Source organism: Candidatus Avelusimicrobium sp. (assembly GCF_051874775.1).
Taxonomy (GTDB): Bacteria; Elusimicrobiota; Elusimicrobia; order Elusimicrobiales; family Elusimicrobiaceae; genus Avelusimicrobium.
In genome coordinates this window covers 71,622-97,201 of sequence record NZ_JBJEGE010000011.1, presented here as the reverse complement: position 1 = coordinate 97,201, position 25,580 = coordinate 71,622, and the positions used below count along the sequence as shown (strand labels likewise).

The 25,580-nt window shown below is 47.7% G+C and carries 27 protein-coding genes; 7 read left to right on the top strand and 20 right to left on the bottom strand.

Annotated elements, in window-relative coordinates; translation table 11 throughout:
• Positions 1-58: 58 nt before the first annotated feature.
• From ACI351_RS02645 to ACI351_RS02635, 3 genes are all read right to left on the bottom strand, one after another.
• Positions 59-373 carry a hypothetical protein gene (locus ACI351_RS02645; protein WP_439733708.1) on the bottom strand — a complete coding sequence of 105 codons (315 nt, stop codon included), beginning with the start codon at positions 371-373 and terminating at the stop codon, positions 59-61.
• 110 nt (positions 374-483) lie between these two features.
• Positions 484-1,122, bottom strand: a complete 639-nt coding sequence (locus ACI351_RS02640) for a hypothetical protein (RefSeq protein ID WP_439733707.1) — start codon at positions 1,120-1,122, stop codon at positions 484-486.
• 1 nt (position 1,123) lies between these two features.
• Positions 1,124-2,209, bottom strand: a complete 1,086-nt coding sequence (locus tag ACI351_RS02635) for a DNA adenine methylase (protein WP_439733706.1) — start codon at positions 2,207-2,209, stop codon at positions 1,124-1,126.
• Positions 2,210-2,320: 111 nt separating this feature from the next.
• Between ACI351_RS02635 and ACI351_RS02630 the strand changes: the two genes are divergently transcribed.
• The 5 genes from ACI351_RS02630 (at position 2,321) to ACI351_RS02610 (ending at position 7,383) form a co-directional block, all read left to right on the top strand.
• Positions 2,321-3,559, top strand: coding sequence for a carbohydrate porin (locus ACI351_RS02630; protein ID WP_439733705.1), 1,239 nt, complete (start codon positions 2,321-2,323; stop codon positions 3,557-3,559).
• A gap of 30 nt (positions 3,560-3,589) precedes the next feature.
• Complete coding sequence (locus ACI351_RS02625; protein ID WP_439733704.1) at positions 3,590-4,189, top strand: pyruvoyl-dependent arginine decarboxylase; 600 nt, start codon at positions 3,590-3,592, stop codon at positions 4,187-4,189.
• 20 nt (positions 4,190-4,209) lie between these two features.
• On the top strand, positions 4,210-5,664 hold the full coding sequence (locus tag ACI351_RS02620; protein ID WP_439733703.1) for an amino acid permease: 1,455 nt from the start codon (positions 4,210-4,212) through the stop codon (positions 5,662-5,664).
• Between the two features lie 393 nt (positions 5,665-6,057).
• Positions 6,058-6,528, top strand: coding sequence for a type IV pilin protein (locus tag ACI351_RS02615; RefSeq protein ID WP_439733702.1), 471 nt, complete (start codon positions 6,058-6,060; stop codon positions 6,526-6,528).
• Between the two features lie 126 nt (positions 6,529-6,654).
• Complete coding sequence (locus ACI351_RS02610; protein WP_439733701.1) at positions 6,655-7,383, top strand: SIR2 family NAD-dependent protein deacylase; 729 nt, start codon at positions 6,655-6,657, stop codon at positions 7,381-7,383.
• 57 nt (positions 7,384-7,440) lie between these two features.
• Here the strand turns inward: ACI351_RS02610 and ACI351_RS02605 are convergent, their stop codons facing one another.
• From ACI351_RS02605 to rfbA, 14 genes are all read right to left on the bottom strand, one after another.
• The gene (locus ACI351_RS02605) at positions 7,441-7,845 is read right to left on the bottom strand and encodes a DUF805 domain-containing protein (protein WP_439733700.1); all 405 of its coding nucleotides are present in this window, start codon (positions 7,843-7,845) and stop codon (positions 7,441-7,443) included.
• Between the two features lie 15 nt (positions 7,846-7,860).
• Positions 7,861-8,436 carry a hydrolase gene (locus tag ACI351_RS02600; protein WP_439733699.1) on the bottom strand — a complete coding sequence of 192 codons (576 nt, stop codon included), beginning with the start codon at positions 8,434-8,436 and terminating at the stop codon, positions 7,861-7,863.
• A gap of 62 nt (positions 8,437-8,498) precedes the next feature.
• Positions 8,499-8,852 (bottom strand): DUF805 domain-containing protein, encoded by a 354-nt coding sequence (locus ACI351_RS02595; RefSeq protein ID WP_439733698.1) that lies wholly within the window; start codon positions 8,850-8,852, stop codon positions 8,499-8,501.
• A gap of 69 nt (positions 8,853-8,921) precedes the next feature.
• Positions 8,922-11,012: an Eco57I restriction-modification methylase domain-containing protein gene (locus ACI351_RS02590; protein ID WP_439733697.1), complete on the bottom strand. Its 2,091-nt coding sequence runs from the start codon at positions 11,010-11,012 to the stop codon at positions 8,922-8,924.
• Positions 11,002-12,285, bottom strand: a complete 1,284-nt coding sequence (locus tag ACI351_RS02585) for a hypothetical protein (protein WP_439733696.1) — start codon at positions 12,283-12,285, stop codon at positions 11,002-11,004. Before ACI351_RS02585 ends, ACI351_RS02590 begins: the two co-directional genes overlap by 11 nt.
• Positions 12,286-12,383: 98 nt before the next feature.
• Positions 12,384-13,175, bottom strand: coding sequence for a hypothetical protein (locus ACI351_RS02580; protein ID WP_439733695.1), 792 nt, complete (start codon positions 13,173-13,175; stop codon positions 12,384-12,386).
• A 4-nt stretch (positions 13,176-13,179) separates the two neighbouring features.
• On the bottom strand, positions 13,180-14,184 hold the full coding sequence (locus tag ACI351_RS02575) for a glycosyltransferase family 2 protein (protein ID WP_439733694.1): 1,005 nt from the start codon (positions 14,182-14,184) through the stop codon (positions 13,180-13,182).
• On the bottom strand, positions 14,171-15,259 hold the full coding sequence (locus ACI351_RS02570; RefSeq protein ID WP_439733693.1) for a DegT/DnrJ/EryC1/StrS family aminotransferase: 1,089 nt from the start codon (positions 15,257-15,259) through the stop codon (positions 14,171-14,173). Before ACI351_RS02570 ends, ACI351_RS02575 begins: the two co-directional genes overlap by 14 nt.
• Positions 15,260-15,292: 33 nt before the next feature.
• Positions 15,293-15,769: an acyltransferase gene (locus tag ACI351_RS02565; protein WP_439733692.1), complete on the bottom strand. Its 477-nt coding sequence runs from the start codon at positions 15,767-15,769 to the stop codon at positions 15,293-15,295.
• Positions 15,766-16,185, bottom strand: a complete 420-nt coding sequence (locus ACI351_RS02560; RefSeq protein ID WP_439733691.1) for a sugar 3,4-ketoisomerase — start codon at positions 16,183-16,185, stop codon at positions 15,766-15,768. The genes ACI351_RS02565 and ACI351_RS02560 overlap by 4 nt, the downstream gene beginning before the upstream one ends.
• Before the next feature lies 1 nt (position 16,186).
• The gene (gene rfbB, locus ACI351_RS02555) at positions 16,187-17,209 is read right to left on the bottom strand and encodes a dTDP-glucose 4,6-dehydratase (RefSeq protein ID WP_439733690.1); all 1,023 of its coding nucleotides are present in this window, start codon (positions 17,207-17,209) and stop codon (positions 16,187-16,189) included.
• The gene (rfbD, locus tag ACI351_RS02550; RefSeq protein WP_439733689.1) at positions 17,188-18,030 is read right to left on the bottom strand and encodes a dTDP-4-dehydrorhamnose reductase; all 843 of its coding nucleotides are present in this window, start codon (positions 18,028-18,030) and stop codon (positions 17,188-17,190) included. Before rfbD ends, rfbB begins: the two co-directional genes overlap by 22 nt.
• Positions 18,021-18,575 carry a dTDP-4-dehydrorhamnose 3,5-epimerase gene (gene rfbC / locus ACI351_RS02545; protein ID WP_439733688.1) on the bottom strand — a complete coding sequence of 185 codons (555 nt, stop codon included), beginning with the start codon at positions 18,573-18,575 and terminating at the stop codon, positions 18,021-18,023. Before rfbC ends, rfbD begins: the two co-directional genes overlap by 10 nt.
• Positions 18,562-19,446: a glucose-1-phosphate thymidylyltransferase RfbA gene (gene rfbA, locus ACI351_RS02540; RefSeq protein ID WP_439733687.1), complete on the bottom strand. Its 885-nt coding sequence runs from the start codon at positions 19,444-19,446 to the stop codon at positions 18,562-18,564. Before rfbA ends, rfbC begins: the two co-directional genes overlap by 14 nt.
• A gap of 130 nt (positions 19,447-19,576) precedes the next feature.
• Here rfbA and ACI351_RS02535 point away from each other — a divergent pair, with 130 nt between their 5' ends.
• Positions 19,577-20,509 carry a rhamnan synthesis F family protein gene (locus ACI351_RS02535; RefSeq protein WP_439733686.1) on the top strand — a complete coding sequence of 311 codons (933 nt, stop codon included), beginning with the start codon at positions 19,577-19,579 and terminating at the stop codon, positions 20,507-20,509.
• A 48-nt stretch (positions 20,510-20,557) separates the two neighbouring features.
• On the opposite strand, the gene ACI351_RS02530 is transcribed toward ACI351_RS02535, so the two are convergent.
• Entirely contained in the window at positions 20,558-21,757 is a 1,200-nt protein-coding gene (locus ACI351_RS02530) for a glycosyltransferase family 9 protein (protein ID WP_439733685.1), read from the bottom strand.
• Positions 21,758-21,815: 58 nt separating this feature from the next.
• On the opposite strand from ACI351_RS02530, the gene ACI351_RS02525 reads away from it, so the two are divergent.
• Positions 21,816-22,778, top strand: a complete 963-nt coding sequence (locus ACI351_RS02525) for a glycosyltransferase (protein ID WP_439733684.1) — start codon at positions 21,816-21,818, stop codon at positions 22,776-22,778.
• Positions 22,779-23,010: 232 nt separating this feature from the next.
• Here the strand turns inward: ACI351_RS02525 and ACI351_RS02520 are convergent, their stop codons facing one another.
• The gene (locus tag ACI351_RS02520) at positions 23,011-23,493 is read right to left on the bottom strand and encodes a type IV pilin protein (RefSeq protein ID WP_439733683.1); all 483 of its coding nucleotides are present in this window, start codon (positions 23,491-23,493) and stop codon (positions 23,011-23,013) included.
• A 371-nt stretch (positions 23,494-23,864) separates the two neighbouring features.
• The gene (locus tag ACI351_RS02515) at positions 23,865-25,559 is read right to left on the bottom strand and encodes a diphosphate--fructose-6-phosphate 1-phosphotransferase (protein ID WP_439733682.1); all 1,695 of its coding nucleotides are present in this window, start codon (positions 25,557-25,559) and stop codon (positions 23,865-23,867) included.
• Positions 25,560-25,580 lie beyond the last annotated feature (21 nt).

The following is a 25,580-nucleotide window of genomic DNA, read 5'->3' as shown; positions in this document are numbered from 1 at the left end:
AGACAAAAAAACGGACGCTTTTTACAAGCGTCCGTTTTTTGCGTACAAGGTAAACTTTTTATTTTCCCAAAAGTTCTTTCCAAGCGTTCTTTTCGTTTTCGATTTGCTGCTTGGCCTCATCGGCTTTTTGCTGAAACTGTTCTTTAGCTACGTCGGCAGCCGTTTTTTGGCCGGAAGCCACTTCGGCGGCTGTTTTGGCGTTTTGGTAAGACTGTTTGGCGTCAATCAGTTTCTGGCGGGTTTCGGCTGATTTTTGAAGCGCTTCCTCAAGTGTAATCGTGTTGCCCGAGGCGGCGGTGGAAGAGTCTCCGGTGGAGGCGCAACCGGCGGCTAAGAAAACGGCGAATACGGCTAAAACCAAAGCTTTATTCATAGTATGCTCCTGTTGTAATTTTTCCATGTTCTATTTTATAATTTTCCCCGCACTTTTGCCAAGCGGTACCTGTTAAACCGGCGGAAGTGGCGGGAAAGAACAAATCATTTTTATCCGCGCGAAAAAAAGCGGTCGTGCCCGTCGTCGTCATCGTTATAGTTGTGTCCGTCGGGGTTGGTCCAGTTCCAAAAGTGTACGGCGGTTAAATATACGCCCAGCGCGGCCAAGAACGCGCTTAACCCGTAAAACGCGTGGCGGAAATGCCACTCATACCCTTCCGTTCCCAGCCACTTGTGCATATAATCCCAGTCCGGCAGCGTTTCGGGGCCGGCATTTAAGAGACTGATGACAGGGTCCAAGCTGCATCCCGCGTAATGCCCCACGCTGTAGCAGGCAATAGATAAAAGGAGCAGGCAGATATCGGCCTGAATTTCTCTCCCCCTGCGTAAAAAAGACAGATACGCCAAAATCGGTACGCCCAGTTCCATTACCGTTCCGCCCCAAATTGTCCACACAAAATTTCCGCCTGAAATAAAACGGAAAATGGGGTGCCCTGCTTCGTGAATACCGATAGTCATCAGCCAAAGTACGCCCGCAAAGGGGCAGTGTCGAGGGCCGACGTACCATCGGTACAAAAAGTATGTGCCCGCGGCGATGAATAAAACTCCTTTCCAACCGTATTTGTGGAAAAGCGGTCCTCGGCGGTATGGGTCAAATATATCCCAAAAACTATGCCATAAATTACGCATTTTAAACTCCTTTTTCAATTAAAAACAGATATTCTTTATTGCTGTCCGTTTGCGTCCACGCGTTGGTGGACGTTAACTTTGCCATAATGTTTTTGTTATAGTCAATTTCTTTTGCCGTAAGTAATTTTCCGTGCGACGTTAGGGTTTGCAAAAGCTCTTCGCGCGGAATTCTGCCGCCGGAGCCGTACGAAAAAAGAATATAGCGTGCGTCGGTTTGCCCAAGCAAGCGGTCAACGGCATTTAAAGCCGTCAAGCGTCCGTTTTTTCCCCGCCGGAAATCTTCAAACGGGTTTTCTTTCGTGCGGTCGCGCGAGTCCTCTCTGCGGCCCGCCGCACCGAACAGGGGCGGACGGTCGTTTTTTACGACGGTGGTCCAAAAGTGATAATAGGCGTTGTAGCGCACGCGGCTCGAGGGCATTTTATCGTTACTTGAACCGTAGGGAGGGTCGAAATAAGCAAGGTCCCATCGGCGGTTTTTTACTGTGTCAAAAATATCGCCGCGCAAAACTTCGTGCGCTTTGTTTTGCGGCGGACGTACGGGCATTTTTAGCACCAAATCCCCTTTGGAGCGCACCGACCAGCGCGCTAAATAAGATGTAAAGTGCCCGAGTGTACTGTCCACCTTGTCCAAGGCGAGAATGAGGCTGGTTAGCAGTACGCACTTATCCGGCCAAGCAAGGCACAGTTGGTCTATTTCGTTGCGCACGGCGTCTAATTTTTGCATATTTTTTAAACGGAACGGTTTTTTGCGGTCCGTTTCTTCCCCGCCGTAATGCTCCGAAAACCAACCGTTTTTTCCGTGAAGTGCATTTAAATGCGTGAGGATTTTTTCGTAAAATTCGTCCGGCTTGTCCGCTTTTAAATAGCATTGGGCGAACACTTCGCTCCAAACGGAAATATCATTGGCGGTAACGGTCAGTCCTTCCCGCGCAAACGCCTGCGAAACGCGTGTGGTGCCGCAAAATCCGTCCAGCACTGTTTTTATGTCGTTAATCGGACGGATTGTCGTCATAATATGGGACAATAATTTACGTTTGGAACCCGCATATTTGATTCCTTCAGTTTGATAAGCGTATTCGTCAGCCATATCCTTATTGTACCTAAAACTAATCCTTTTTTGCGTGTTGTTAAAAACGGTTTGGGCGGCTATCTTACCATATCGGGGGGTAACCGATATTTTAATTCTGGGGGTAATGGAATGAATACGGGCACAATAAAGGCTGCGGCAGGTTTATTTATTGGGTGTATGTTGGGAATGCTTTCAAATGCTTGGGCTCAGGAAACTACGGAACCGGTATCCCAGGCCAAACATAAACAGCGTTTGGCGGCTGATACGCAACTTAAAAATCATTCGTTTTCAGATTTTGGACAGGAATATATTGATTTTAAAAATCAAATGTCCGAAGAATTGGGTTTACAATGGGGATTTGATGTTTCTTATTTAATCCAGCGCGGTGCGCCTAACGGTAAGCAGACTTCCGTTCAGGGTATTTATTATCCCTATGCCAACTGGACGCTGTTTAAAGACCGCGCCGCGGGTTCGGGCGAAATCAATTTTAGCTATAATTTGTCACATTATTGGGGAACCTCGGGCGCAACGCTTCAGGAGCGTTTAAACGTCGCTTCCGCACAGAACGATTATACCTCCAACCAAAAAATTTTCTTTGAGCTTTCCTACACGCATACACTGCCCGACGAGTGGAATTGGCTCTCCTTTACTGCGGGACAGTTCCCCATTTCTAACTTTGACGGTACTTCTTTTTTGGACAACCAGCAGACCGCGTTGATGAATTATTCTTTATCGCAAAACGCAACCTCGGCCTATCCGGTGGCTTCTTTAGGGGCGTATGTGCAGGCGCAAAATGATTTGTTTACTGCTGCGGCGGGGTATCAGGACGCAACCAACGTATCCGGCCAAACAGCGCACCTGTCAAGCGCGTTTGACGGCAAATATACCGCGTTTGTATCCTTGGCGTGGACGCCGTCTTTTGAAATTGGTTCGGGGCAGTACAGTTTCTTATATTATTACCAACCGTCAGTTTCCGCGCAGCCGGAAAACGTAAACGGATGGTCATTTAATGCCCAACAGAACTTCGGCGGACACTGGGCTGTATTTGGGCGCGCCAACGGTTCCACGGGCGGCGTGACGGGGATTAAAAATTCCTATGCGATAGGTGCGGCGTGGTTAAATCCGTTTGACCGCAATCCGCAGGACGCGCTGACGGTGGGTGTAGCATACAACCGGTTAAGCGAAAAGGGGTTAGGTTATCCCTTCGAAATGCGCGGGAGCGAAACGGCGTTGGAGTTTCAATGGGTAATCGGTATTGGCAAATTTGTAACGGTCACTCCGGATTTGCAGTTTTATCCGCAGGCCGCACTCAACCCGAATCAGGGGGTAACCACAGTGTTCGGGTTGCGTACAACAGTAATGTTGTAGAGGGGTAATAAAAATAAAAGGAGACTTATTATGGAAACTAACAACTTAACTTTGGGAACCAGATATCCTACATTAGCGTTTATCAGCGGAGGCGCGGGACAAGCGGCGGACGGTATTCCGCCCCAACCGTTTGAAACCTTCTGTTACGATTCCGCACTCCTGCAGGCCAAAATCCAGGATTTTAACATCATTCCGTATACATCGGTACTGTCAAAAGAATTGTACGGTAATATCGTACCCGTGGATAAAGTGGTAAGTTCATTTAAACACGGCGCGGTGCTGGAAGTGATTATCGCCGGAAACGGCGCGCGTATGGAGGAGCATAAAGCCATCGCTACAGGGATAGGCGTATGCTGGGGCAAGGACCAACACGGCCGTTTGATCGGCGGCTGGGCTGCGGAGTATGTGGAGTATTTTGATACGCTTATTGATGATGAAATTGCCGAAGGACACGCCCGTATGTGGCTGAATAAATCGCTCAACCACGAGCTGGAAATCCGCGGGGTGGAAAAACATAGTGAATTCCAAATTTGGCACAATTACGTTAACATCACCCAGCCGTTTGCTTATTGTTTGACGGTAATGGGATTTTTGAACTTTAAATTCGCCGATCCGGCGGTTGCAAAGTAATGCGCGTTTGGGGGTAGCGTATGGGAACGAAGAACGATACGGCATCAAAGCTGGGCGTAATCGGTTTGGCCAGCATTGTCATCAGTTCTATGGTCGGGGGAGGAGTGTTTTCTCTCCCCCAAAATATGGCGTCCGGCGCCAGTGCGGGAGCCGTTATTTTAGCGTGGGTAATTACGGGCATCGGGATGTATTTTATTGCGAACACGTTTAGCGTGCTTTCGCGCGTAAAGCCGGATTTAACTGCCGGTATTTATATGTACGCCCGTGAAGGTTTTGGCCCATATATGGGGTTTACCATCGGCTGGGGGTACTGGCTGTGCCAGATTTTTGGTAATGTGGGATATGCCGTGATTACGATGGATGCGCTGAATTACTTTTTCCCCCCATATTTTGCGGGCGGGAATAATTTGCTGTCCATTATATGCGGGTCGCTTTTAATTTGGGTGTTCAATTTCGTTGTTTTGCGCGGGGTGCGTCAGGCGGCGGTGTTGAATGTTATCGGTACAATTGGCAAGTTGGTGCCGCTTTTGTTATTCTGTCTGATTCTGCTGTTCTGCTTCCATTTTGATCAGTTCGACTTTAACTTCTGGGGCAAAATGGCTGAAAACGGCAAAACGCTGGGCAGTCTGCCTGCCCAATTAAAGAGCACAATGCTCGTTACACTGTGGGCATTTATCGGTATTGAAGGGGCGGTTGTGTTGTCCAGCCGTGCTAAAAGCCAGTCTGCCGTCAGCAAGGCGACGTTATTGGGTTTTTTGGGGTGTTTGGTCATTTATATTGGGCTGTCCGTCTTGCCGTTCGGGTTCCTGACGCAGGAGGAAATCGCTTCCGTTGCCAATCCGTCTACGGCGGGCGTGCTCGAAAAAGTCGTCGGGCCGTGGGGCGCATGGATGATGAACATCGGCCTTTTGGTAGCGGTGCTGTCGTCTTGGCTGGCTTGGACGATGATTGCTGCCGAAATTCCTGCCGCGGCGGCCGAGAATGGGACATTTCCCCAACAGTTCGCCGTGCAGAACGAAAACGGTTCGCCTTCCGTATCGTTGTGGGTGACCAGTTGTTTAATGCAGCTGGCCATTTTTCTGGTGTATTTTTCCAATGACGCGTGGAATACGATGCTTTCCATTACGGGTGTGATGGTGCTGCCCGCGTATTTAGCCAGTACGGCGTATTTATGGAAACTGACCGAGGACGGAGAATATGCCAAAATATCGTCCACAGGCCGTGCGGCCGCGCTGATAACGTCTACACTGGGAACGGTGTATGCGCTGTGGCTCGTCTATGCGGCGGGACTTAAATACCTGTTCTTGGCGGTAATTTTCCTTGCGCTGGGGATTCCGGTATTTATTTGGGCGCGCAAGCAGAAAAAGGACGGAACGCCCGTATTTACGCGCGGGGAAATGGCGGTGGTGACTCTCTTGGTGATAGCGGCGGTGGCGGCGGTATACGTCTTCTCCCGCGGGCTTGTAAGTATTTAATGTAAAAGCTGATGTTAAGTTGCGTGATACGCACAAGGGACGAAAAAATCTTTTCGTCCCTTGTGTCTTGTACGGGCAACCATTTTCCACATTTGGCTAACTTTGCGTTCCCTTGCCCTTGACGTGGCTACAGCCACGCCTATGCGGGCAACTTGCAACGCAAATTTAGCTCAAATCTGAAAAATCAGCCGAAGCGGTGTAATGTTATGCTATTCTGCACGGCACTTTTTTCGGTCATTTGCAAAAGGGTTGACTCGTTTTTTTTTTTTGATACGATAGGTTATTCCGTAGTGTTTCTGTACGGGATTTTCCGTTTATAGTTTATTTTCCCAAAAACGGTAAATTATGGAGCGGCAATCACCCAGAATGACTTTTTTAATAGGAGACAGCAAAATGAAAGGTTTTACGCTGATAGAGTTGTTAGTGGTGGTGCTTATTATTGGCATATTGGCCGCGGTAGCACTGCCGCAATATACAAAAGCGGTGTATAAGGCACGCTACGTCCAGTTAGTGACGCTGGCCGACGCAGTATACCGCGCCCAACAGGTGTATTATATGGCAAACGGTTCTTACGCGCCGCGTTTGGATGAGCTGGATATTGATCTTCCCTCCGGAGGAACGTGGGGGGTGGATGGGTTGAATGTATCTTATAACAAGTTTTATCTGAATCAACTAAATGAAGGACATTGGGTAGTTTCCGGCCGTATGGCAAATACGAGCCTTAGTTATTACCATTATTACAACGGGCCTCGTGAATGCCGTACGCTACCCAACAATGCCGACGGAACCGGTTCTATTTGTAAATCTTTAGGAGCTGTATATGTCCGTACCTATCCGGATTATGACCGATATGTGTTTAAATAACCGCTAAATCTGCGGCGGGGCTGCTTTTTCCTTCTCTTCTTCCTTCCCCCTGAAAATATCTTATTGTCATTTTCCGTTTTTTACCCGCCCCCGCGTTTTTCGGGTTAGAAATTGTACAATAAAACTATGCAAAACATTAAAAAGGCGGCAGAATTAATTAAAAACGCGCGTTACGGCGTGGCGTTTACCGGGGCGGGCATCAGCGTGGAAAGCGGTATCGCCCCGTTTACGGGTGCGGGCGGGTTGTGGAACCAGTACGACCCTAAATTTATTGAAATCAATTTTTTCAATATGCATCCGAAGGAATCTTGGCGGGAAATGAAGAAAATCTTTTTTACCGATATGGAAGAATCTCAGCCCAACAAGGCGCACGAAGTCCTTGCTGCACTGGAACAAAAAGGTTTTTTAAAGGGCGTTATTACGCAGAATATAGACGGACTGCACCAAAAGGCCGGCAGTAAAAACGTGCAGGAATTCCACGGTACCATTCATACGCTTTCCTGCCTTGGCTGCGGCAAAAAATACCGTTTAGATGATATCGATTTGTCCGAAGAGCCTCCCTATTGTATTTGCGGCGGCGTGCTAAAACCGGATTTTGTGTTTTATGGGGAAGGTATTCCGTATATGCCGTACCAAAAATCGGCGGAAATGGCGCAAAACGCCGACGTAATGATTATTGTAGGTACGGCAGGGCAGGTAATGCCGGCGTGTTCGCTGCCGCTGACGGCCAAAGAACACGGGGCCAAAATTATTGAGGTTAACCCGCAGCCCTCCGCGTTTACGGGTGTGATTACAGATTTATATTTTCCCGTCAAAGCGGGCGAATTTTTTGCCGAGTTGGAAAAAGAAATTTAAAATGAGTGGTATTAAAAAATCCGGGGCCTTTGGGCCCGGATTTTTTGTCTGCTTAAATTACGCGTTGGGCGGCAGGCCGAAGCGGTTTTCCCCTCGGGTACTGGGCAGTGCCATTAAGACGGCCAAAACAAGTACCCCAATTGGCGGAATAAAAAGCAAAAGCTGCCACCAGCCGCTTTTGTTGTTGTCGTGCAGGCGGCGCGCTCCGGCGCTTATTAGTAAGAGCGGCAGTCCAATCCAGCCCAAAATCATACAAATAAATACGCCAATCCAGCCGCATCCTTGCTGGGCACCCATATCATTGAAAACAACTGAGCAAGATGAGATGGTAAGTGCCATAATGGCAAAACAGGCCGTCCAAAACGCCACAAGCAAACCCAGAAAATACAGCCAAAATTCCTGCCGGGAAGCGCGGCCTTTAAAATCAAACGCACGTTTTAATTGTTTTGTAAAAAAGTTCATAAGTGCTTCCCTTTATTAAGCCATTTGCGAGGCTTTCTGCCGCACTTCTTCTTCCGTTTCGCGCATTACGTTTAACGTGCGTTCCAAGAGGGTGTCCAATTCCCATCCCAGCATTTCCGCGCCTTGTTTAATAACGTCGCGCGAGCAGCCGGCGGCAAATTTTTTATCTTTAAATTTCTTTTTTAAGCTGGAAAGCTCCATATCCTGCGTGCTTTTGGACGGCCGCATCCGCGCCGCCGCTTGAATAAGGCCGGTAAGTTCGTCCACGGCAAAAAGCACTTTTTCCATTTCGTGTTCGGGTTTTACGTCGCTTACAAGGCCGTATCCGTGTGCGCACACGGCGTGCACCAGTTCGGCGGGCGCGTTGATTTGCGCCAATAGCTCGGGTGCTTTTTTGCAGTGTTCGCTTGGGAACATTTCAAAATCCACGTCGTGCAAGAGGCCGCAGAGTGCCCAAAAGTCGGCTTTGTCCGCATATCCCAGTTCGCAAGCGAAGCGGCGCATAACGGCTTCCAGCGTCAGCGCGTGCAGCAGATGAAAAGGTTCTTTATTGTATTTTTTTAAAAGGGATAAAGCTTGGTCGCGGTTCATATATTTTCTCCTTAAATAAAAATACCGCTCCCAAAACGGGAGCGGTAAGCGTCACACGGAAATTATTGGTTGAAGCGGTTTTCGCCTTCCGTAGAGGGCAAGCAGAAGAATACAAGGAGCACAATGCCGCCAATGAAAGGAAGCAAAGCGATTAAATACCACCAGCCGCTGCGGTCGGTGTCGTGCAAGCGGCGTACGCCGATACCCAAGGTGGGCAGCAAAAGAGCCAAGTTCAAAAGGGTGGACAAAATACCGCGCACGGTGTCGCCCAAGATGGCGCCGATGATGCCGATAACGACGGACAAGATGAAGTAGAACAGGAAGTACATCCAGTACTGCTGTCTGGTGGCGCGGCCTGTAAAGTTGAAATATTGGTTTTTTACTACGTCAATGAAATACGTTTTTACAGCGTTCATAATTCCTCCGATAATAAATTACTAATAATAGTATCATACAAGAAAATGCAACAGTATTACAAGAAAATTTTAAGCGTTTTTTTGGGCTTGTTTGGTGCGGGCGAGTTCCGCTTTGCTCAGCCCGAACAAGCGCGCGGTGAGCGCGTCAATGCGCGATTGTTTTTCTTCGGTGTTTGCCGTTTGGCGGCCCTTTTTAGCCTCGTATATTTCCTGTGCTAAACTTTCCAGTTCAGCTTGGGTCGCCCCGTCCGCCCGTATGACGGGGAGTGATAAAAGAGGCTGGGAATACAGCTCCAGTAATTTACCTTTGCGCTTGCCGTTATAAAACAGCCACGCGTAATACGGGGCGGAATTGAATAACGCCAAAAGATACCACAAACTAAAGCCTTTTTGCGGGTGAGAGATAAAATAAACGTCGGAACTGGCATACCAGGGATCCGGAGCGTAGGCAAAGGTATTGGTGCGGGAACGTTGCGGTGCAACCAGTTTCGGGGCGTCAAAATCAAACTTCCGCCGAACGGACGCAAACCAATAAATTCCTTTTTTAAGCAATTTGTCTATACCGTTATTGTTTTGCTTGCGTGCCAAAAGAACGGGTTTAAAACGGGACAAATGCGCCATTAAACGGGGATATTCGGCCATATCGGTATTACGGTCGTTGGGGTAGAAGAAATCAATCAGCCAGTATTTTGCAGCGGTATTTGCCGTATAGGAAGAAATATCCGAGTTTTTAAAAAAAGGTTTTAGTTTTGCTTCTTCGGCGCGGGATAAGCCGAGCGCGTCTTTCTGCGCTTGCGAAAGAATAAATACGCCCTCCCCTTTTTGTATGCCGCTAAGCGGGTGGTTAGACAAATGGGCGGCGGAGATTTTGTCGCACCCCGTCATCAGGCCGTTGCTTACGCGGGCAACGTCTTTTAGCCGAAAGGGCGCGGCGGCCATTTTTTGTAAAACGGCGGAGATTTCTCCGTCCTGCTCGCGCGTATTTAAAAAATCGGAGGAACTTGAATACAATTCGTGCTGGAAAACGGTCTGCTGTGTTCTTCCCCGCAGGCAGATTGCTGTTTTCCGGTCGGTTTTTTGAAATATGGTAATCAAATTATGCTGGCCGATGGCGCGGGAAAATAATTGTTTGTTATTGAAATCAATCAGGCGCAAGAGAGCGGTTTCTTGTTTAAGCCGTTTGCGCAATTTGGCGGCGGACGAGGCTTGGGCAAAATAAGCGGTTGTTAAAAATCCGCCTATTCCTTGCGGTTTTAGAATTTCCAACGCAAGGTGGAAAAATAAATATAATAAGTCGCTTTTTGGCGTTAGGTACGGCTGCCAGCGCGGATTTTGGCGCAGCGGTTCAAACAGCTCTTTGTGCCCTTTTTGTCCAATGTAAGGCGGATTGCAAATGATAGCATCAAAACCTCCGCCGGAAAAAACAGACGGAAATTTATCTTGCCAGACGGAGTTTTTTCCCCCCGCCAATGCGTCGCCTGCCAGTAAGTGGGCAAACAAGTCCGCCAGCGGTGTTTTGCCTAAGGAGTAAATCGTTAATGCGGCGCGCAGACGCAGGGTTTGCAGGGCGGACGCGTCCGTATCTGCCGCATAAAGCCGTCGGGAAATCTCCGTCAGGCGATCGGCTTTATTTGCGCCGTTTTCCGGTATCAATTTTTCCATTTCCAGCCAGAACGGCAGTAATAATCCCCCCGCTCCTGCTGCCGGATCGCAGACGGTAAAACGGGATAAAGCGTACGAAAATGCGTGGTTTTGTGCGTTTTCAAATTCGTGGATGCGTTTCCAAGCGTTTAACGTTTCCCGCACCAACTGTGCGGCAAGGGGCCAAGGCGTATAAAAAACACCCTGTTTTTTAACGGACGTTTCGTGAAGCAGTGATAAAATTTCGGGTGTGAAAGCATTTTCTTCGCCTTCTTGTCCCGTTTTGACGGGTTCGAAAAGTGCGTATAACCGTTGGGTCGTATCGCCGGATATGTCGGGCGGAGTTGCCGGCAGAAACGGTTTTAGTGCTTGATCTGCCGCCTCATATGATTTGCCCGTTGCTTTATGTGCCCATACTCGTGCAAAAAAATGCGTCAAGAACAAATGTTCTTGTTGGGGCGTCAGTCTTTCCGCCGCCAACATCAGGCGAGACTGACGCAAGAGCGTATTATTTGTCATAAGAAATATGGTTTAAAAAGAAGTGCGCTTGCGCCAAGCGGGTTTGGAGATAATTTTGTTGGGCGTGCAAGCGAAAATAATAGACATAAAAATCAGCTGCCGCTCCGTTGGGGCGTGCGTTGTCCATTGCCGTTTGGAGGGCTGCAATTTTTGCGGGCAATTCGTCTGCGGCTTGGCGGGACGTGAGCAAGCGTAACCGGTTGGCTTCTTCTTCACCGAACAAGATGTCACTTTCGGAGCCGCGCTGCAAGGCTTTTTCGTATGGCTGTTCAAAGGCTTCAGCCCGCGCGTATGGTATGTAGAGGTTTTCTTGTCGGGCTGTTTCAGTTTGTAACGCAACGATGTTTTCTATTGTTAGCCCAAAGGATTTTGCGTGGTCGGTATAAAAATACAATTTTCCTAACCGCTGTGCATCTGTAAGAAACATATCGTTTTCCGGCAGGAAATCCAACGTAAGACGTTTGCGGATGCGGATAATCAGTGTACGGCGCGGTGCGGCGGCGTGCTCCAGCGCGCGATGTAATAGAGAAAAATAATTTCGGCGGAGTTTGAGATAGTAATAATCGGAAAAGTGTTGTGTGGAAAGCTTTTGCGGGTCCGTTTTTAACAGTTCCGTTTGCAAAAGAGTGGTTTTTTGCCAAGCGTTCTGCGTAAATGCTTTTTGTTCTTCCAAGGACAGGGCGGCAAACTCGGCGGCCTCCCGCGCAGTTACCACAAAGGCCGGCGGTTGGGCGGGGTCGGCCATCAGGCGGGAGATTTCTTCGGGTGAAAAAAGAGTACTGTTGTAGGCGGAAGCAATTTCCGATCCGGCAAACGCTTCCACTTCCGCCAGGGTGTTTTGCAAAAGCTCTTGGTGGCGTGCAAAGGCTTTTTGGTTGATTTCCCCTCTTCCAGCTGAGGCGGCGAGAAGGGCGTCCCTGTCCCAAAAATAACTTAATTTGCCGGTAACGGCCACGGTGTTGGCGGGGTGTTTTTTAAAAATCTCTTTTTCCATTGCGCTAAACGTATTGGAATGGGATAAGCGGTGCAACAGCCAGTTGGGAACGGTGGTTTTGACGGCGTAGCCGGTATAGCGTCCGCTCAGCGGCTGCAGAAGCGGCGTTTTGACTGCATTTGCGGCAGAGAAAGATGTTTCCCTCAGCATTTTCCACGTTTGGGGAACGCCCCTGAACCAAGGCGACACGGTTTGCGCCCGCAGCGAAAGTGCGCTGACGCACAGAAAGAGAACACAGCAGGCCAGACGGAAAAATAAAAAAATTGTATTTACGCGCATAATAGTCCTTGGGCTTCCTTCTTTAATTATAAAAGAATGCCGTCCGCTGCACAATAAGCCAAAAGGCCCAAACAGCAGGACTTTTTGGACCTAGTGTGTCAGGAAAGTAGTTCTGCCGCAAACTGTTCTAGCCAAGCGGCGGATACTTTATTTTTAAGTTTATGAAAAAGCACTTGTTTGGGCTGGCTGACGCAAGTGGTTAGAAAGAAATCATGCGGGTATTTCTCTTGTAAAAGAGTGTATTTATCCCAAAACTTTTGATTTATCGTACCACTGCTGTAGTGGCAGCAGGCGCATTGGACGGCTTTAACGGGAATATTTTTGTGTCGAGCAGCCAAACAGAAATCTTCCGTATATAAGTGAAAGTCAAAGGTTTCATCAAAACGAAGTCCGGAGGAACGCAACAGAGAAGAATGAATAATCAGGCAACAACAATCTATTGTATCCACCGGTTCGGGTTTGGATATTTTGTGACCTACTGTATGGGGGTGCTCCATTCCTTCATATATTTCACCCAAGTAACATTCTTTGCATTCTTTTCCCTGTCGGATAGACGGACGTCTGTTATAAGGATAAAATAGAATTTTCCAATATTTATGCGTTTTTAACGCTACGCCGATTGGACCATATACACAACTTTTGTCTAAGTTATGAAGAATTTCTTCCGGCGGACATAAAAATTCAAAATCCTGATGACAGAAAATCAGCCAGCCGTCTTTCCCGTTTAGCTGGTGTTCTATAAAATGGTTATATCGTGCGGGAATGGATAGGTTTTCTTGTGAATTATCGTATTTAGTAATAAAACAATTTTTCAGATGAGGGTTGGTAGCTATTGCACGGTTATATACGGATAAATTATTACAAACTGAAATAATAAACACTTTAGACATAATGTTACCTTTTATGTTTATATGTAAAGCGAAAACACGAAAAAAGTGTTATTGTCCTTGTATTATGTATTTTTTCTTTTTTATAAATAAAACGCCACGGAGAGGTTTCTTTTTGTATGCGTTTGATAAGAACACGCTGTATTCTTTTGGATGCCAATAAAGAGGCGGCCCGTTTGTTTAAAGCAAAAATATCCCATATTTTTGCATAGGGTTCGTTATTTAGAATGCCTTCCGCCCAATCGTATAAAACGGACGGAGCAGGTCTATCCGGCCAGTATCGTTCCAAGTATTCGGTAACGATTTTTATTTGTCGGGGGCCGTTTAAATGCACATTTGCGCCGTGCTGGCGATAGAGGCAAAATTCGTCGTTCACAATGGCAAAATCTTTCTCTTGATTTAGAAGCATATAGCGGAAGATTTTTGTTCTTAATACAATATCGTCCCCCGTCATATCCTCATCAAAAGCGCCTGCTTGTTCTACTATGTCTTTGCGGAATATGGCATTTTGAATAAAAAATGATCCAAAATTGTATTCTAGTTCCAGTAAATCATTGAGGCTAACTTTCTTCATAGAAGAAAGCGGAAGCGTGATTTCTTGTCCTCTGTTTCCATTAGCGTCTATAGTAATATTTTTGGAGGAACCTGTAAACGCCAGCGTATCGTTTTGTCTCATACGCTGAAGATGTTTTGTAATATTAGGGGCGTACAGCATATCATCCAGCGAAACAAAAATAACAAATTCCCCCTCCGCCTGTTTAAAAGCGGTATTGAAATTTTTGCCAACATTGCCTGTATTTTTCTGCAGGATAAGTTTCATCGGAACGGGGCTTTTTTCCGCCAATTTTTGCAATAATTCGGGGCTTGCGTCGGAAGAACCGTCATCTACCGCGATAATTTCTATATTCGGGTCGTTAAATTTCCACATCGCCTCTATGGCTGCGGGAATAAAACGCGCGTGGTTATATCCCAAACAACAAATAGAGAGAAGCCCCTTTTTATTTGTATGCATTTAGCGTCTCCGTAACAAATTTTACTTCTTCATCCGTCAGTACGGGGCTGATGGGCAGGCTGAGCTCTTCGCGGTGGATTTGCTCGCTGATGGGGTAAGACTGTTCTTTCCACTCCGTATACGCCCCCTGCTTATGCGGCGGCGTAGGATAGTGGATATTGGTTTCAATGCCGTTATCCGCCAAGTATTTTTGCAGGGCGGTGCGGTCCGGCGTGCGGATGGCGAAAATGTGCCACACGTGGGCGTTTTCGTCATACGGTTGTGGCAGCGTGATGAGCGGATTTTTGATGTTGTTTCTGTACTGGCGGGCAATTTCGCGGCGGCGGTTGTTGTCTGCGTCCAAGTGCGGGAGTTTTACGTCCAGTACGGCGGCTTGCAGTTCATCCAAACGGGAGTTAATCCCTTTGTATAAGTGGACGTACTTTTTGAGCGAACCGTAATTGCGGAGCGCGCGGATTCTTTCAGCCAGAGCGTCGTCATTCGTGGTAACGGCACCGCCGTCGCCCATACAGCCCAAATTTTTGCCGGGATAGAAAGAAAAACCGGCCGCGTCGCCCAAATTTCCCGTTTTGCGGCCTTGGTATTCGGCCCCGTGGGCTTGGGCGGCGTCTTCGATAATTTTAAGATTATATTTTTTGGCGAGTTCCCAAATTTTTTCCATTTGCACGGCTTGGCCGTATAAATGAACGGGCATAATCGCTTTGGTACGCGGCGTGATTTTTTCTTCGATTAAATCCGGGTTGATGTTGTACGTATTGATATCCGGCTCCACCAAAACAGGGGTGGCGCCGTTTTCGCTGACCGCCAAAATAGTGGCGATATAGGTGTTGGCGGGGACGATAATTTCGTCCCCCGGGCCAAAGCCGTAGGCTTTGATAATCAGGTTCAGCGCGTCAAGCCCGTTGGCCACGCCGATACAGTGTTTTACCCCGCAATAGGCGGCAAAATTCTTTTCAAATATTTCGTTTTGGCGGCCGAGGATATACCAGCCGTCGTCTAAAATTTGTTTAAAACGCGCATCGATTTGCGCGCGGAAGCGTTCGTTTATTTTGTGTAAGTCTAAGAATTTAATCATAGTGGTTGCCTTATAACAAATAGAATGAGATTTTTAATATCGGTTACAATTTTTTCCGTGGCTGTGCAAGGACTTTTGGTGGCGCGCACTGATAAAAACTGTATTGGCGGGCACGTCTTTACTGACAATGGCTCCCGCCGCCACGATGGCATTATCTCCTATGGTAACGCCAGGTAATATGGTGGCGTTTGCCCCGATGCTGGCGCCTTTTTTAATGATAATCGGTTCCAGTTTGAAATTTTTATTTTTGGATTTGGGATAGCGGTCATTGCAGAACGACGCGTTCGGGCCGATAAAAACGCCGTCTTCAATAATCATGCCGTTGTAAAGGCTGACGCCGTTTTTGACGGTGACGTTATTGCCTATTTTTACATCGTTTTCAATAAACACGTGCGAGCAAATGTTGCACCCCGCGCCGATTTGCGCGCCTGCAAGTACGACGCAGAACTGCCAGATGTTCGTATCCGGGCCGATGTTTTTGGTTTGTACGTCCGCAAGCGGATGAATCATCGGGTAGCCTCCGTTAAAAAGCGTTGGTAATCGCGTACGTAGTCGGCTTCGTCGTAATGCTCACTGGCAAGAACCAACAGTACACAGTCTGGTGAAAAATGGCTCATTTCCCGCCAAATAAATCCGTCGATCAACAGGCCTTTTGCGGGATTGTCCAAGCGGATGGTTTTACGTTCGGCTCCATCATCCAGCAAAATATCGCATGATCCCGATACGCAGGTAAGCACCTGTTTGAGCGCATAATGTGCGTGTTGCCCGCGTGTTACTCCTGCCTGTGTGCCGTAAATATAATAGACGCGTTTAACGTCAAAAGGAATCTCGGCACTTTGGTTTTCCAAAGCGATGAGATTTCCCCGTTCGTCTCCACGGACGGTAAAATGAATCAGTTTAATAGCGTCTTTTAATGTGGTTCGCATATTAAGCTTTATTTTTTCCCAGATACCATTCCACGGTTTTGACGATGCCCGTGTCAAAATTTTCGTCTGCTTTCCAACCGAGTTCTTGTTCCAGCTTTGTTGCGTCAATGGCGTAGCGGCGGTCGTGACCGGCGCGGTCTTTTACAAACGTAATCAGCCGTTTATAGGATCTCCCGTCTGCCGCAGGGTGTTTTTTATCCAAAATGGAGCAAATGGTGTCTACAATCTGCAAATTGTTGCGTTCGTTGCGTCCACCGATATTGTATGTTTCTCCCGCCCTGCCTTTCTGCCATACGAGGGCGATGCCTTTGCAGTGATCCAGCACGTACAGCCAGTCGCGTACGTTTTTTCCGTCTCCGTATATCGGGATTGCTTGTCCGGAAAGGGCTTTGCGGATAATGGTGGGAATCAGTTTTTCGTCGTGCTGTTTAGGACCATAGTTGTTGGAACAGTTGCTGGTGGTGACGTTCATCCCGTACGTGTGGTGGTAAGCACGTACAATTAAATCACTTGAGGCCTTGCTGGCCGAATACGGCGAATTGGGAGCGTAGGGTGTGGTTTCAGTAAAAAATCCGGTTTCGCCCAACGTACCGTAAACTTCGTCAGTGGAAATATGGTGGAAACGGCTGTTTTCGTAGCCGGGTTTTACCTGGCCGGGGGCCGTCATCCAATGCTTGCGCGCGGCTTCCAACAGCGTAAACGTGCCTTCGATATTGGTTTTGATAAACGGCAGCGGGCCGGTAATGGAATTGTCTACGTGGGATTCGGCCGCAAAGTGGAATACGCCGCGGATGTCGTGTTCGGCAAACAGCTTGTTTACCAGTTCCGCGTCGCAAATATCACCTTTTACAAACGTATAGCGCGGGTTGTTTTCGCATTCTTTTAAATTGTCTAAATTGCCCGCGTAGGTCAGTTTGTCCAAATTGATAACGGTATACTGCGGGAACGCTTCCAAAAAATAGGGTACGAAGTTAGATCCGATAAATCCCGCTCCTCCCGTAACTAAGATAGTTTCGTTAGACATTCTTCCACTCCTTTCGTCCAATGGGATATTTCTATGTTAAAATCGCGTTTGATTTTGCTTTTGTCCAGTACGCTAAATGCGGGACGTAGGGCTTTGGTCGGATAATCCTTTGTTGAAATAGGCCGTATGCGACACGCGCACCCCGCAGTTTTCAAGATATAGTGGGCGAAATCGTACCACGTGGCTGCGCCCTCGTCCGTAAAATGGTAAATTTCTTTAGTGCTGTGTTTGATTTGTGGCAAAATTCGTACAATCGTTTCCGCTAAATGCGGGGCATAAGTAGGCGTGCCGAATTGGTCCGCCACCACATAGATTTCGTTTTTCTGTGCGGCGATTGAGAGCATTGTTTTGAGAAAGTTCTTTCCGTACGGGCTGTACAGCCACGCTGTGCGCAAAATAATGGTAGTTGGAGCGTATTTTAAAATGTTTTCTTCCCCCTCCAGTTTCGTTTTTCCATATACACCGAGCGGGGCGGGCGCGGCGGTTTCCGCAATCGGGTGGTTGTCCGTTCCGTCAAAAACGTAATCTGTAGAAATGTGTACGAGCGGAATATCCTTCTCTGCCGCGAGTTTAGCTAGATTTTCTGATCCCAATGCGTTAATGCAGCGGGCGGTTTCGGGTTCGTCCTCGGCTTTGTCCACGTTGGTATAAGCGGCGCAGTTGATAATAGCCGTCAGGTCGTGTGCCGTGCCAAACGCGCGGACGGCTTTTTCATCGGTAATATCCAGTTCGGCGGCATCGGTATAAATGGCATTGTTTTTACCCAAAATATCTTTTAAACAGTTTCCCAATTGGCCGTTGGCGCCCGTAACTAAAAGCATACATTCTCCTTATAGGCAGCAAAAGACGGATTTTTTAAATCTTTATCCGATAACACGGCTTGTGACAGATTGATTTTCCAGTCAATGCCGAGGTTTGGGTCGTCAAAGCGGACGGCTCCTTCGGATTCTTTATTATAAAAATTATCGCACTTGTAAGCGAATTTAGCCGCTTCCGTCAATACGGAAAACCCGTGGGCAAAGCCGCGCGGAATAAAAAATTGTTTTTTGTTTTCGGCGGAGAGTTCCACCCCAAACCATTGGCCGAATGTTTGGCTGTTTTTTCTTAAGTCTACGGCTACATCCCATACGGCACCCTCTAATACGCGCACAAGTTTAGCCTGTGCGAACGGTGGTTTCTGAAAATGCAGTCCGCGCAGGGTATTTTTGGAGGAAAAAGATTCGTTGTCCTGTACAAAGTCGGCAGTAATTCCCGCTTCCGCCCACGCGCGTTTGTTGTAGGATTCAAAAAAGTAGCCGCGGTTGTCCGCGAATACTTTGGGAATAGCGACAATAAGTCCTTCTATAGGAGGTTTAAAAAAATCCATTTTTTTGGTCCTCGGGAATCTCTGCTAGATATTGCCCGTATTCAGTATTTTTCATTAGAGCCGCGCGCTTTTCCAGCTGTTTGGCGGAAATCCAGCCGTTTTTGTATGCAATTGCTTCCAAGCAGGCTATTTTTAATCCTTGGCGGTTTTCCAGCGCTTCAATAAACATAGAAGCTTTGATTAAATCGGCGTGGGTGCCCGTATCCAGCCACGCCATACCGCGTCCCATCAGCTGTACGGAAAGCTCCCCGTGTTGTAAATACCAGTCGTTCACTGCGGTAATTTCCAGTTCACCGCGTGCGGACGGTTTTAGATTTTTGGCAATTTCCACTACGCGGTTGTCGTAAAAATACAGCCCCGTTACCGCCCAGTTGGATTTGGGATTTTGCGGTTTTTCTTCAATAGAAACGGCCTTTTTGTTCGCGTCGATTTCCACCACGCCGTACGCTTTGGGGTTTTTAACGTGATAGGCAAACACCGTCGCCCCCGTTTTTTGGGCGGCGGCCGCTTGTACGAGCTGTTTTAAATCACGTCCGTAGAAAATGTTGTCGCCCAAAATCAGGCAGACGTTATCATCACCGATAAATTCTTCGCCCAAAATAAACGCTTGGGCTAATCCTTCGGGGCGGGGTTGTTCCATATATGAAAGATGTAAGCCGTAAGCAGAGCCGTCGCCGAATAATTTTTTGTATAAAGGCAAATCTGCGGGAGTGGAGATAATCAGAATATCCCGTATGCCGGCCAACATCAGGACTGACAAGGGATAAAATACCATTGGTTTGTCATAAACCGGAATGAGTTGTTTGGATACGGCAAACGTCGCCGGATACAGACGGCTGCCCGTCCCGCCGGCCAAAATAATGCCTTTCATATTTTCCTCCGCCAAGAGTGAATATAGTTTTATTATACTAGATTTTTAGGGTATTGTATTGGATAAAAAATACCGTCGGAAAAGTATAATTTTAGCAGGGAGAAGCGGGTTTTTTACTATAATAAATGCTATGAAAAGGATTTGTTTGTTTGCCGGATATCATCCGCACGGCGAAGTGGCGGAATATGCGGTGTATTATATAAAAGCCCTGGCCGCCCTGGCGGACGTATATTATATGGCCGACTGCAAGATGTCCCCCAGCGAGCTGGAAAAGCTGGCCCCGTACGTAAAGGGGGCGTGGGGTGAGCGTCACGGCAAATACGATTTCGGTTCCTGGCAGGAAATCGTACGTAAAATCGGCTGGGAGAAATTGGCGGAATATGACGAGTGCATTTTCTGCAACGACTCCGTATTCGCCCCGCTTTTTCCGTTGGAACCTGTTTTTGCGCAGGCCGAAAAGGATTCTTCTTTGGACGCGTGGGGATTAAACGCTTTTGAAAACGATTATTTCGGCAGTTTTTTCTTTGTGCTCAAACGGCGGGCCGTGTTGTCGGACGCGTTTAAAACTTTTTTGATGTCCGTGGAAAAACAGCCGGACGTTGGCGACGTCATCCGCAAGTACGAAAAAAATCTGCCCGCGGTATTGCGCGGTGGCGGGTTTTCGTACCGGGTGTTTACGGCCGTCCCGCAAAGCGTATTTGATGATTGGAAGGATTATGTGCGGCGTGGATTTCCCGTATTAAAAATCCAAATTTTTACGCGTAAACGGCTGTATGCGGACCGCCAATGGCTGCCCGGATGGCGCGCTTTTGTGCGGGCGCATAGCGGCTACCCCGTGGATTTGATTGAAAAACATTTGCGCCGTATCGGGGTGGACCCGGACGGTTTTGATTCCTTCGGTTTCCGTTTAAAATCCCTCTGGTGGGCGTTTAGGCGGTGGCGGCGGAAAGGGTTTCGCATTCATTTTTGCAGGGGCAATAACATCGTGGTGTTGTTTGGCATAACGCTTTTCAACAATACGGCGGAAAAGCCGGCTTATCCCGTCCAACCGTTTACAAAATAAGGGATTGCGGTTTGCAAAAACGCCCGTCTTGGTGACGGGCGTTTTGTACTATAAGACGCGAAGTGCGCGACAAGCCGCGTCAAACACTGTTTGGGGGATTATTGCCGCAAGGCATTGTTTGTCTGGTGGATAGCCCAGCAGACAGGTTGTCATCCAGTTTTTGCTGATGTTCATACAGCCTCCGCAGACGGGTGCAGAAATATTCACATTGCGCGCATAGGCCAAATAGGCGGCTTTTGAGGGGCCGAACATCACCACGCACCGCGCGCGCGTTAAATTGGCAAGGTGTACCATACCGCTTTCTCCGTCCACGTGTAACAGGGCATTATCCAAAATATACGGCAAATCGGCTACGGTGGTTTTTCCAACTAAACTGATATCGGCAAAATCAAAAATTTGGCTTTTGGAGCCCCCCAGCTGGATTACTTTTATATTGGGAAATGAAGCTTTAAATAAGCGTACAAATTCCCTCCAGTGTTCCTGCGGCCAGCAGCGGGTGGGGTGGCCGAGCGACGTGTCCGTATTCGTGTTTATCCCGTCGTGAATGGTAATATATTTTAGACCGAAAATTCCTAAACGTTTTAAAATTCCTTCTGCTTTTGCGGCGGAAAGACTAATTTCCGCGCGGTCGTTTTGGCCCACTTCAAGGCCCGTAAACCAGCCTAAATTTTGCACGCGCGAACCGCCGTGGGCAATGGCGATTTCCGCCAGCTGTCCGTCCAAGTGCGGCGTGTAAAGCGCAAAATCTTTAAAACACGATTGTACGTCTAATCCGCGTTCCAAGGCGGGGATAAAATCGGGCGCCAGTTTTTCAAGGCGAGAGCGGTCATAATAATCAAACATTAACAAGTGGCAGCCGGAGATGACGAGGTCGTAATCTTTATAGCGGTAGCGGCGGTCCTGAAAACGGTTGATAAGTCCGTCCGAAAAAATCATATCCGCTATGGGTTTGCTGTCATAGCAAAAGGATATTTCGGCCTGCGGCAGGGTTTCGCGCAGTTTTTTAATAAAAACGCGCGTCATTGCTACGTCTCCAATTCCCCCTTTAATGTGCACGAGTACGCGCAAAATGTCCGTTTTGGGTTCCCTGTGCGGGTAGAACAGCCGTTTGAGGTAGGTTTTCAACTGTTTGCGCCGCTGCGTAAACGCCATAGCCCAACGCACGGGCGCACTGTCGTGTGCGGCGGCGCGGACCAGTTCTCCCGCCCGCAAGCCCGCTAGTTTAAAGGAAGAAATATTTTTTATCATCGGACCTTTCCCCTAAATTATGTTATAATTCTAGCATATTACTCTTGGCGGAGGATATATGCATAAGGATTATGCCGTCTTTTTTGCGACAAACCGGCGTTTCTTTTTTTCTTTGGCCGTTTGCTTGCTCAGTTTAAAGAAAAACTCTCCTAAAATCTGTCAAAAAGCGGATATTTTGGTTTATCATCAAGGATTAACGCCAGAGGACCAAGCGTTTTTGAATAAAATTCTTCCCTGCAAGTTTACGGAATACCGCTTTGCGGTGGATACGGATTTTGAAAACATCAATTTCAAGAAATTTACCCAGTTGACTTTTGCCCGCTACGAAATTTTTGATTTGCTGGCCCATTATAAGAAAGTGCTGTATATGGACGTGGATATTATGATTGGCGGCGAGTTGGATTATATTTTTGAAAACTACGGTAATAAGAGCGGTATTGCGATGTGTAAAGATACGCAAAAAGGCCTGACGCTGATTACCAAAAATTTTGTGAAACCTCTCCCGCAATACGATATGACCGTTCCTTGTTACAACGCGGGCGTAACACTGTTTTGCAATAATTTGAAAGACCGCGAAAAACTGCGTATGTGGTGCTACCAAAAAACGGCGGAGTGGTTAGAAAATTTGGTCTGTCCGGATCAGGGCGTCGTAAACGTGATGATTCAGGAATTTGGGATTTCTATGGAAGTGCTTCCAGACACGTGTAACTGTCTGCCTTCCAACCCTAAGTTTTTGGATAAAAACCGCAAAGACGTGCTGATTTACCACTGTGCTGGCGGCGGCGTGCGGTTTTGGACGTATACGTGGAACGCTCCCTGGCAGGAATTATATGCCGAGTATTTAAAAATGGGCGGCGAACCGCATACGGATACGGAACACGGGTGGTTAAAGCTGATTAAAAAATTCCGCTTGGGCGGCCTGGACTTTTTTGACCGTTCGCCGGACCCGAAAATGCACCCCGTGCGCTTTTTAAAGTATGCGGTGTTATGGCCGTATAAGTATTTGACGCGCAAGAAATAAAAAGAGTTTTTCAAAAAGTGCCCCGGGCGGATTATTCCTCTCGGGGCGCGCGTATAAAAAATAAAAAGTCATCCCATAAAGTCTTTATACGGGATCTCATCCTATTTAATAACAGCGGATTCCGGATTACAGCCTTCCGGAATGACGCAAGAAGGTGCCGCTCGGAAATGACGCGGGGAGAAATAACCCCATAATGACAACTCAACCCAATAATCAACTGCCAAATGCTAACTTAAAATCCCATACTTTTGCATAACCCTGAAATTTTACTGCTACACTCCGTTTTCCCTGGATTTTCGGAATTGTCCAACCAAACAGTATATTGGGAAATTGCCTGCTGAGCTAGTTGGGTGGAAGCCATATTTTTGCCGTTGTCGGGAATACCGTGCGTATCCCAAAATAATAAATTGGCGTGTGCAGCAGCAAACATATCTACAGCAAATTTATCGCACCATAACATATAACGATCCCCCCCGTCTTTACAGCCAGGATATTCAATATCCAATTCGCTCCAGTAGTTGGGATAATTCCCGTTAGCCATATAATACACTTCCATAGCGTCTTTGAGTGATTTTGCGGCGGTTTGCATCTGCGTAAACCGGCTTTTGGCTACGGCTTTTTGATATTGCGGTAATGCGACGGCGGATAATATGCCGATAATCAGTACAACGACTAATAATTCGATAAGGGTAAAGCCCTGTGTTGTGTATTGCATAGTGTTCTCCTGTATATCTGTTTTGGGAAAACACGATGCAAAAAACGGCCGTCCAGTGCCAAGGCTTATCAGGGCTTGACAAAAAACAGCCGTAGTTCCTTGCCATATAAAATGGCAAGGAACATTCGGCACAACGCAATCGGGTAATTAGTCCGTTTGCGTCGTGCCTAAAACGACCGTTTTTGGACCTGATAAGCTCTTTAGTCGCCTAAAGACCTCCTATTCTGCATAGGATTCCAAAAACAGATTAAATTGTAGTGTGCCTACGACTTAAACCTTTCTATAAAGGCTTCTTATTATATCATATTTGTATATAAAAATAACCACGGCGGACTTGTAAAAGTCTGCCGTGGTGGGGTATTAAAAACAACTTATTTTACTTTTTTGCCTTGTTCAAGCATTAAGGTATACGTTGTCATATCCGTTACTTCCGCAGGACCGAAGAATTGAATCGGGCCAGGGAATACATACAAGTCCAGCTCCGCCCAAGCGGCGCGGTTCTTGGCGAGGTGCTTAAACGGTTCGCCTTTGAGTTCCACCAACGCTTTTTTGATGACCGGTTTTTCTTTGCCTTTGCGGCGTTCAATGTTCATCATCATCGTCAGCGGAATACCGCCGCATTCCCAGTCCTGCGCTTTTTTGGTCAGTTTACGCACGGAAGAAAGGTAGCCGGTGCATTTGTTGAGCGCCAGTACGGCGGCGTTGTAGCCGAGCGCGTAGGTGTAGTTGGCGTCAAAGGTGGACGGCACGCCGCAGCGGCCTTCGTAACCGAAGAAGTGGGTAATAGCGGAGAATTTACCGTCGTATTTTCCGGCTTTCTTCATTTCGGCAAGCTGCGTGCGGAGCATTTCCACCAACAATTTTTCGGTTTCAATGAGCGAAACTTGTACGTTGCCGTGCGGATCGCGGTCTAGCATTAACTGGGCGGCAATGCCTTCCGGCAGCGATTTCATTAGCGCAGCCAGTTTGGCGGGCAGAATGGAAAGAATAAATTCTTTCTTTTCCGCCACGGTGTTCATTTGAGAAAGTTTTTCTTCGTGATCGGCCAAAGAATCGTTGAGCGCGCTGATGAGTTCTTTCATTTCCGGAATAAATTCGATTAACCCTTCCGGTACCAACACCACACCGAAATTTTTGCCGGCTTTGGCGCGTTTGGCAATAAGCTGAGCCAATCCGTCAACCACTTGAGCCAAGGTCATCTTTTTGGCAAGCACTTCTTCGCCGATGAGTACGGCGTTGGGGTGCGTTTTAAACGCCACTTCCAAGGTGATGTGGGACGCGCTTCTGCCCATCAAACGCACAAAGTGCCAGTATTTGCGGGCGGAGTTGACGTCGCGCAGAATGTTGCCCACGAGTTCGGAATAAATTTTGGTGGCGGTGTCAAAACCGAAAGAAGTTTCGATTTGTTTGTTTTTCAGGTCGCCGTCAATCGTTTTCGGTACGCCGATGACGCTGATTTCCACGCCCTGTTGTTTTAAGTATTCCGCGATGACGCACGCGTTGGTGTTGGAGTCGTCCCCCCCCACTACGACGAGCGCGTCCATTTTGTTGGCGATTAAATTGTTTTTGGCCGCGGCAAGCTGCTCGTCCGTTTCGATTTTGGTGCGGCCGGATTGAATGAGGTCAAAACCGCCGGTATTGCGGTAGTCTTTCATCAGAGCCGGAGTAATTTCGATAAATTTATTGTCCACAATGCCGCTGGGGCCGCCCAAGAAACCAAAAAGTTTGTTTTTGGAATTGGCTTTTTTGAGTCCGTCCAACAGGCCGGCGATGACGTTATGCCCGCCCGGGGCTTGTCCGCCGGAGAGTACCACGCCCACGCGTACGGCTTTTTTGCATATGGCGTTGTTGGCGCCTTTTACAAAAGTGATTTCGGGCAGTCCGTAAGTGTTGGGGAAGATTTTGCGGACGGTCGCCTGATCGGCCACGGATTTGGTGGCTTTGCCGAGTTTGGCTTTTACGGCGGCGGGACCTTTTTTTAGAATGTTGGGCAGCACGGGCTGAAATTTACCGCGGTGCTGTTGCAGCTGGGAACAAGCGCATTTTACGTTGTTTTTAGCGGGCATAGTACCCCTCCTGTAAAGATA

Excerpts from the sequence above, each read along its gene's own strand:
- ACI351_RS02515 (WP_439733682.1), bottom strand. The coding sequence starts at position 25,559 with ATGCCCGCTAAAAACAACGTAAAATGCGCTTGTTCCCAGCTGCAACAG.
- ACI351_RS02590 (WP_439733697.1), bottom strand. The coding sequence starts at position 11,012 with ATGACAAATAATACGCTCTTGCGTCAGTCTCGCCTGATGTTGGCGGCG.
- ACI351_RS02630 (WP_439733705.1), top strand. The coding sequence starts at position 2,321 with ATGAATACGGGCACAATAAAGGCTGCGGCAGGTTTATTTATTGGGTGT.
- ACI351_RS02600 (WP_439733699.1), bottom strand. The coding sequence starts at position 8,436 with ATGAACCGCGACCAAGCTTTATCCCTTTTAAAAAAATACAATAAAGAA.
- ACI351_RS02620 (WP_439733703.1), top strand. The coding sequence starts at position 4,210 with ATGGGAACGAAGAACGATACGGCATCAAAGCTGGGCGTAATCGGTTTG.
- rfbD (WP_439733689.1), bottom strand. The coding sequence starts at position 18,030 with ATGCTTTTAGTTACGGGCGCCAACGGCCAATTGGGAAACTGTTTAAAA.
- ACI351_RS02535 (WP_439733686.1), top strand. The coding sequence starts at position 19,577 with ATGAAAAGGATTTGTTTGTTTGCCGGATATCATCCGCACGGCGAAGTG.
- rfbA (WP_439733687.1), bottom strand. The coding sequence starts at position 19,446 with ATGAAAGGCATTATTTTGGCCGGCGGGACGGGCAGCCGTCTGTATCCG.
- ACI351_RS02615 (WP_439733702.1), top strand. The coding sequence starts at position 6,058 with ATGAAAGGTTTTACGCTGATAGAGTTGTTAGTGGTGGTGCTTATTATT.
- ACI351_RS02595 (WP_439733698.1), bottom strand. The coding sequence starts at position 8,852 with ATGAACGCTGTAAAAACGTATTTCATTGACGTAGTAAAAAACCAATAT.
- ACI351_RS02640 (WP_439733707.1), bottom strand. The coding sequence starts at position 1,122 with ATGCGTAATTTATGGCATAGTTTTTGGGATATATTTGACCCATACCGC.
- ACI351_RS02585 (WP_439733696.1), bottom strand. The coding sequence starts at position 12,285 with ATGCGCGTAAATACAATTTTTTTATTTTTCCGTCTGGCCTGCTGTGTT.
- ACI351_RS02635 (WP_439733706.1), bottom strand. The coding sequence starts at position 2,209 with ATGGCTGACGAATACGCTTATCAAACTGAAGGAATCAAATATGCGGGT.
- ACI351_RS02565 (WP_439733692.1), bottom strand. The coding sequence starts at position 15,769 with ATGATTCATCCGCTTGCGGACGTACAAACCAAAAACATCGGCCCGGAT.
- ACI351_RS02520 (WP_439733683.1), bottom strand. The coding sequence starts at position 23,493 with ATGCAATACACAACACAGGGCTTTACCCTTATCGAATTATTAGTCGTT.
- rfbC (WP_439733688.1), bottom strand. The coding sequence starts at position 18,575 with ATGGATTTTTTTAAACCTCCTATAGAAGGACTTATTGTCGCTATTCCC.
- ACI351_RS02625 (WP_439733704.1), top strand. The coding sequence starts at position 3,590 with ATGGAAACTAACAACTTAACTTTGGGAACCAGATATCCTACATTAGCG.
- ACI351_RS02530 (WP_439733685.1), bottom strand. The coding sequence starts at position 21,757 with ATGATAAAAAATATTTCTTCCTTTAAACTAGCGGGCTTGCGGGCGGGA.
- ACI351_RS02605 (WP_439733700.1), bottom strand. The coding sequence starts at position 7,845 with ATGAACTTTTTTACAAAACAATTAAAACGTGCGTTTGATTTTAAAGGC.
- ACI351_RS02525 (WP_439733684.1), top strand. The coding sequence starts at position 21,816 with ATGCATAAGGATTATGCCGTCTTTTTTGCGACAAACCGGCGTTTCTTT.
- ACI351_RS02560 (WP_439733691.1), bottom strand. The coding sequence starts at position 16,185 with ATGCGAACCACATTAAAAGACGCTATTAAACTGATTCATTTTACCGTC.
- ACI351_RS02610 (WP_439733701.1), top strand. The coding sequence starts at position 6,655 with ATGCAAAACATTAAAAAGGCGGCAGAATTAATTAAAAACGCGCGTTAC.
- ACI351_RS02645 (WP_439733708.1), bottom strand. The coding sequence starts at position 373 with ATGAATAAAGCTTTGGTTTTAGCCGTATTCGCCGTTTTCTTAGCCGCC.
- rfbB (WP_439733690.1), bottom strand. The coding sequence starts at position 17,209 with ATGTCTAACGAAACTATCTTAGTTACGGGAGGAGCGGGATTTATCGGA.
- ACI351_RS02570 (WP_439733693.1), bottom strand. The coding sequence starts at position 15,259 with ATGATTAAATTCTTAGACTTACACAAAATAAACGAACGCTTCCGCGCG.
- ACI351_RS02575 (WP_439733694.1), bottom strand. The coding sequence starts at position 14,184 with ATGCATACAAATAAAAAGGGGCTTCTCTCTATTTGTTGTTTGGGATAT.
- ACI351_RS02580 (WP_439733695.1), bottom strand. The coding sequence starts at position 13,175 with ATGTCTAAAGTGTTTATTATTTCAGTTTGTAATAATTTATCCGTATAT.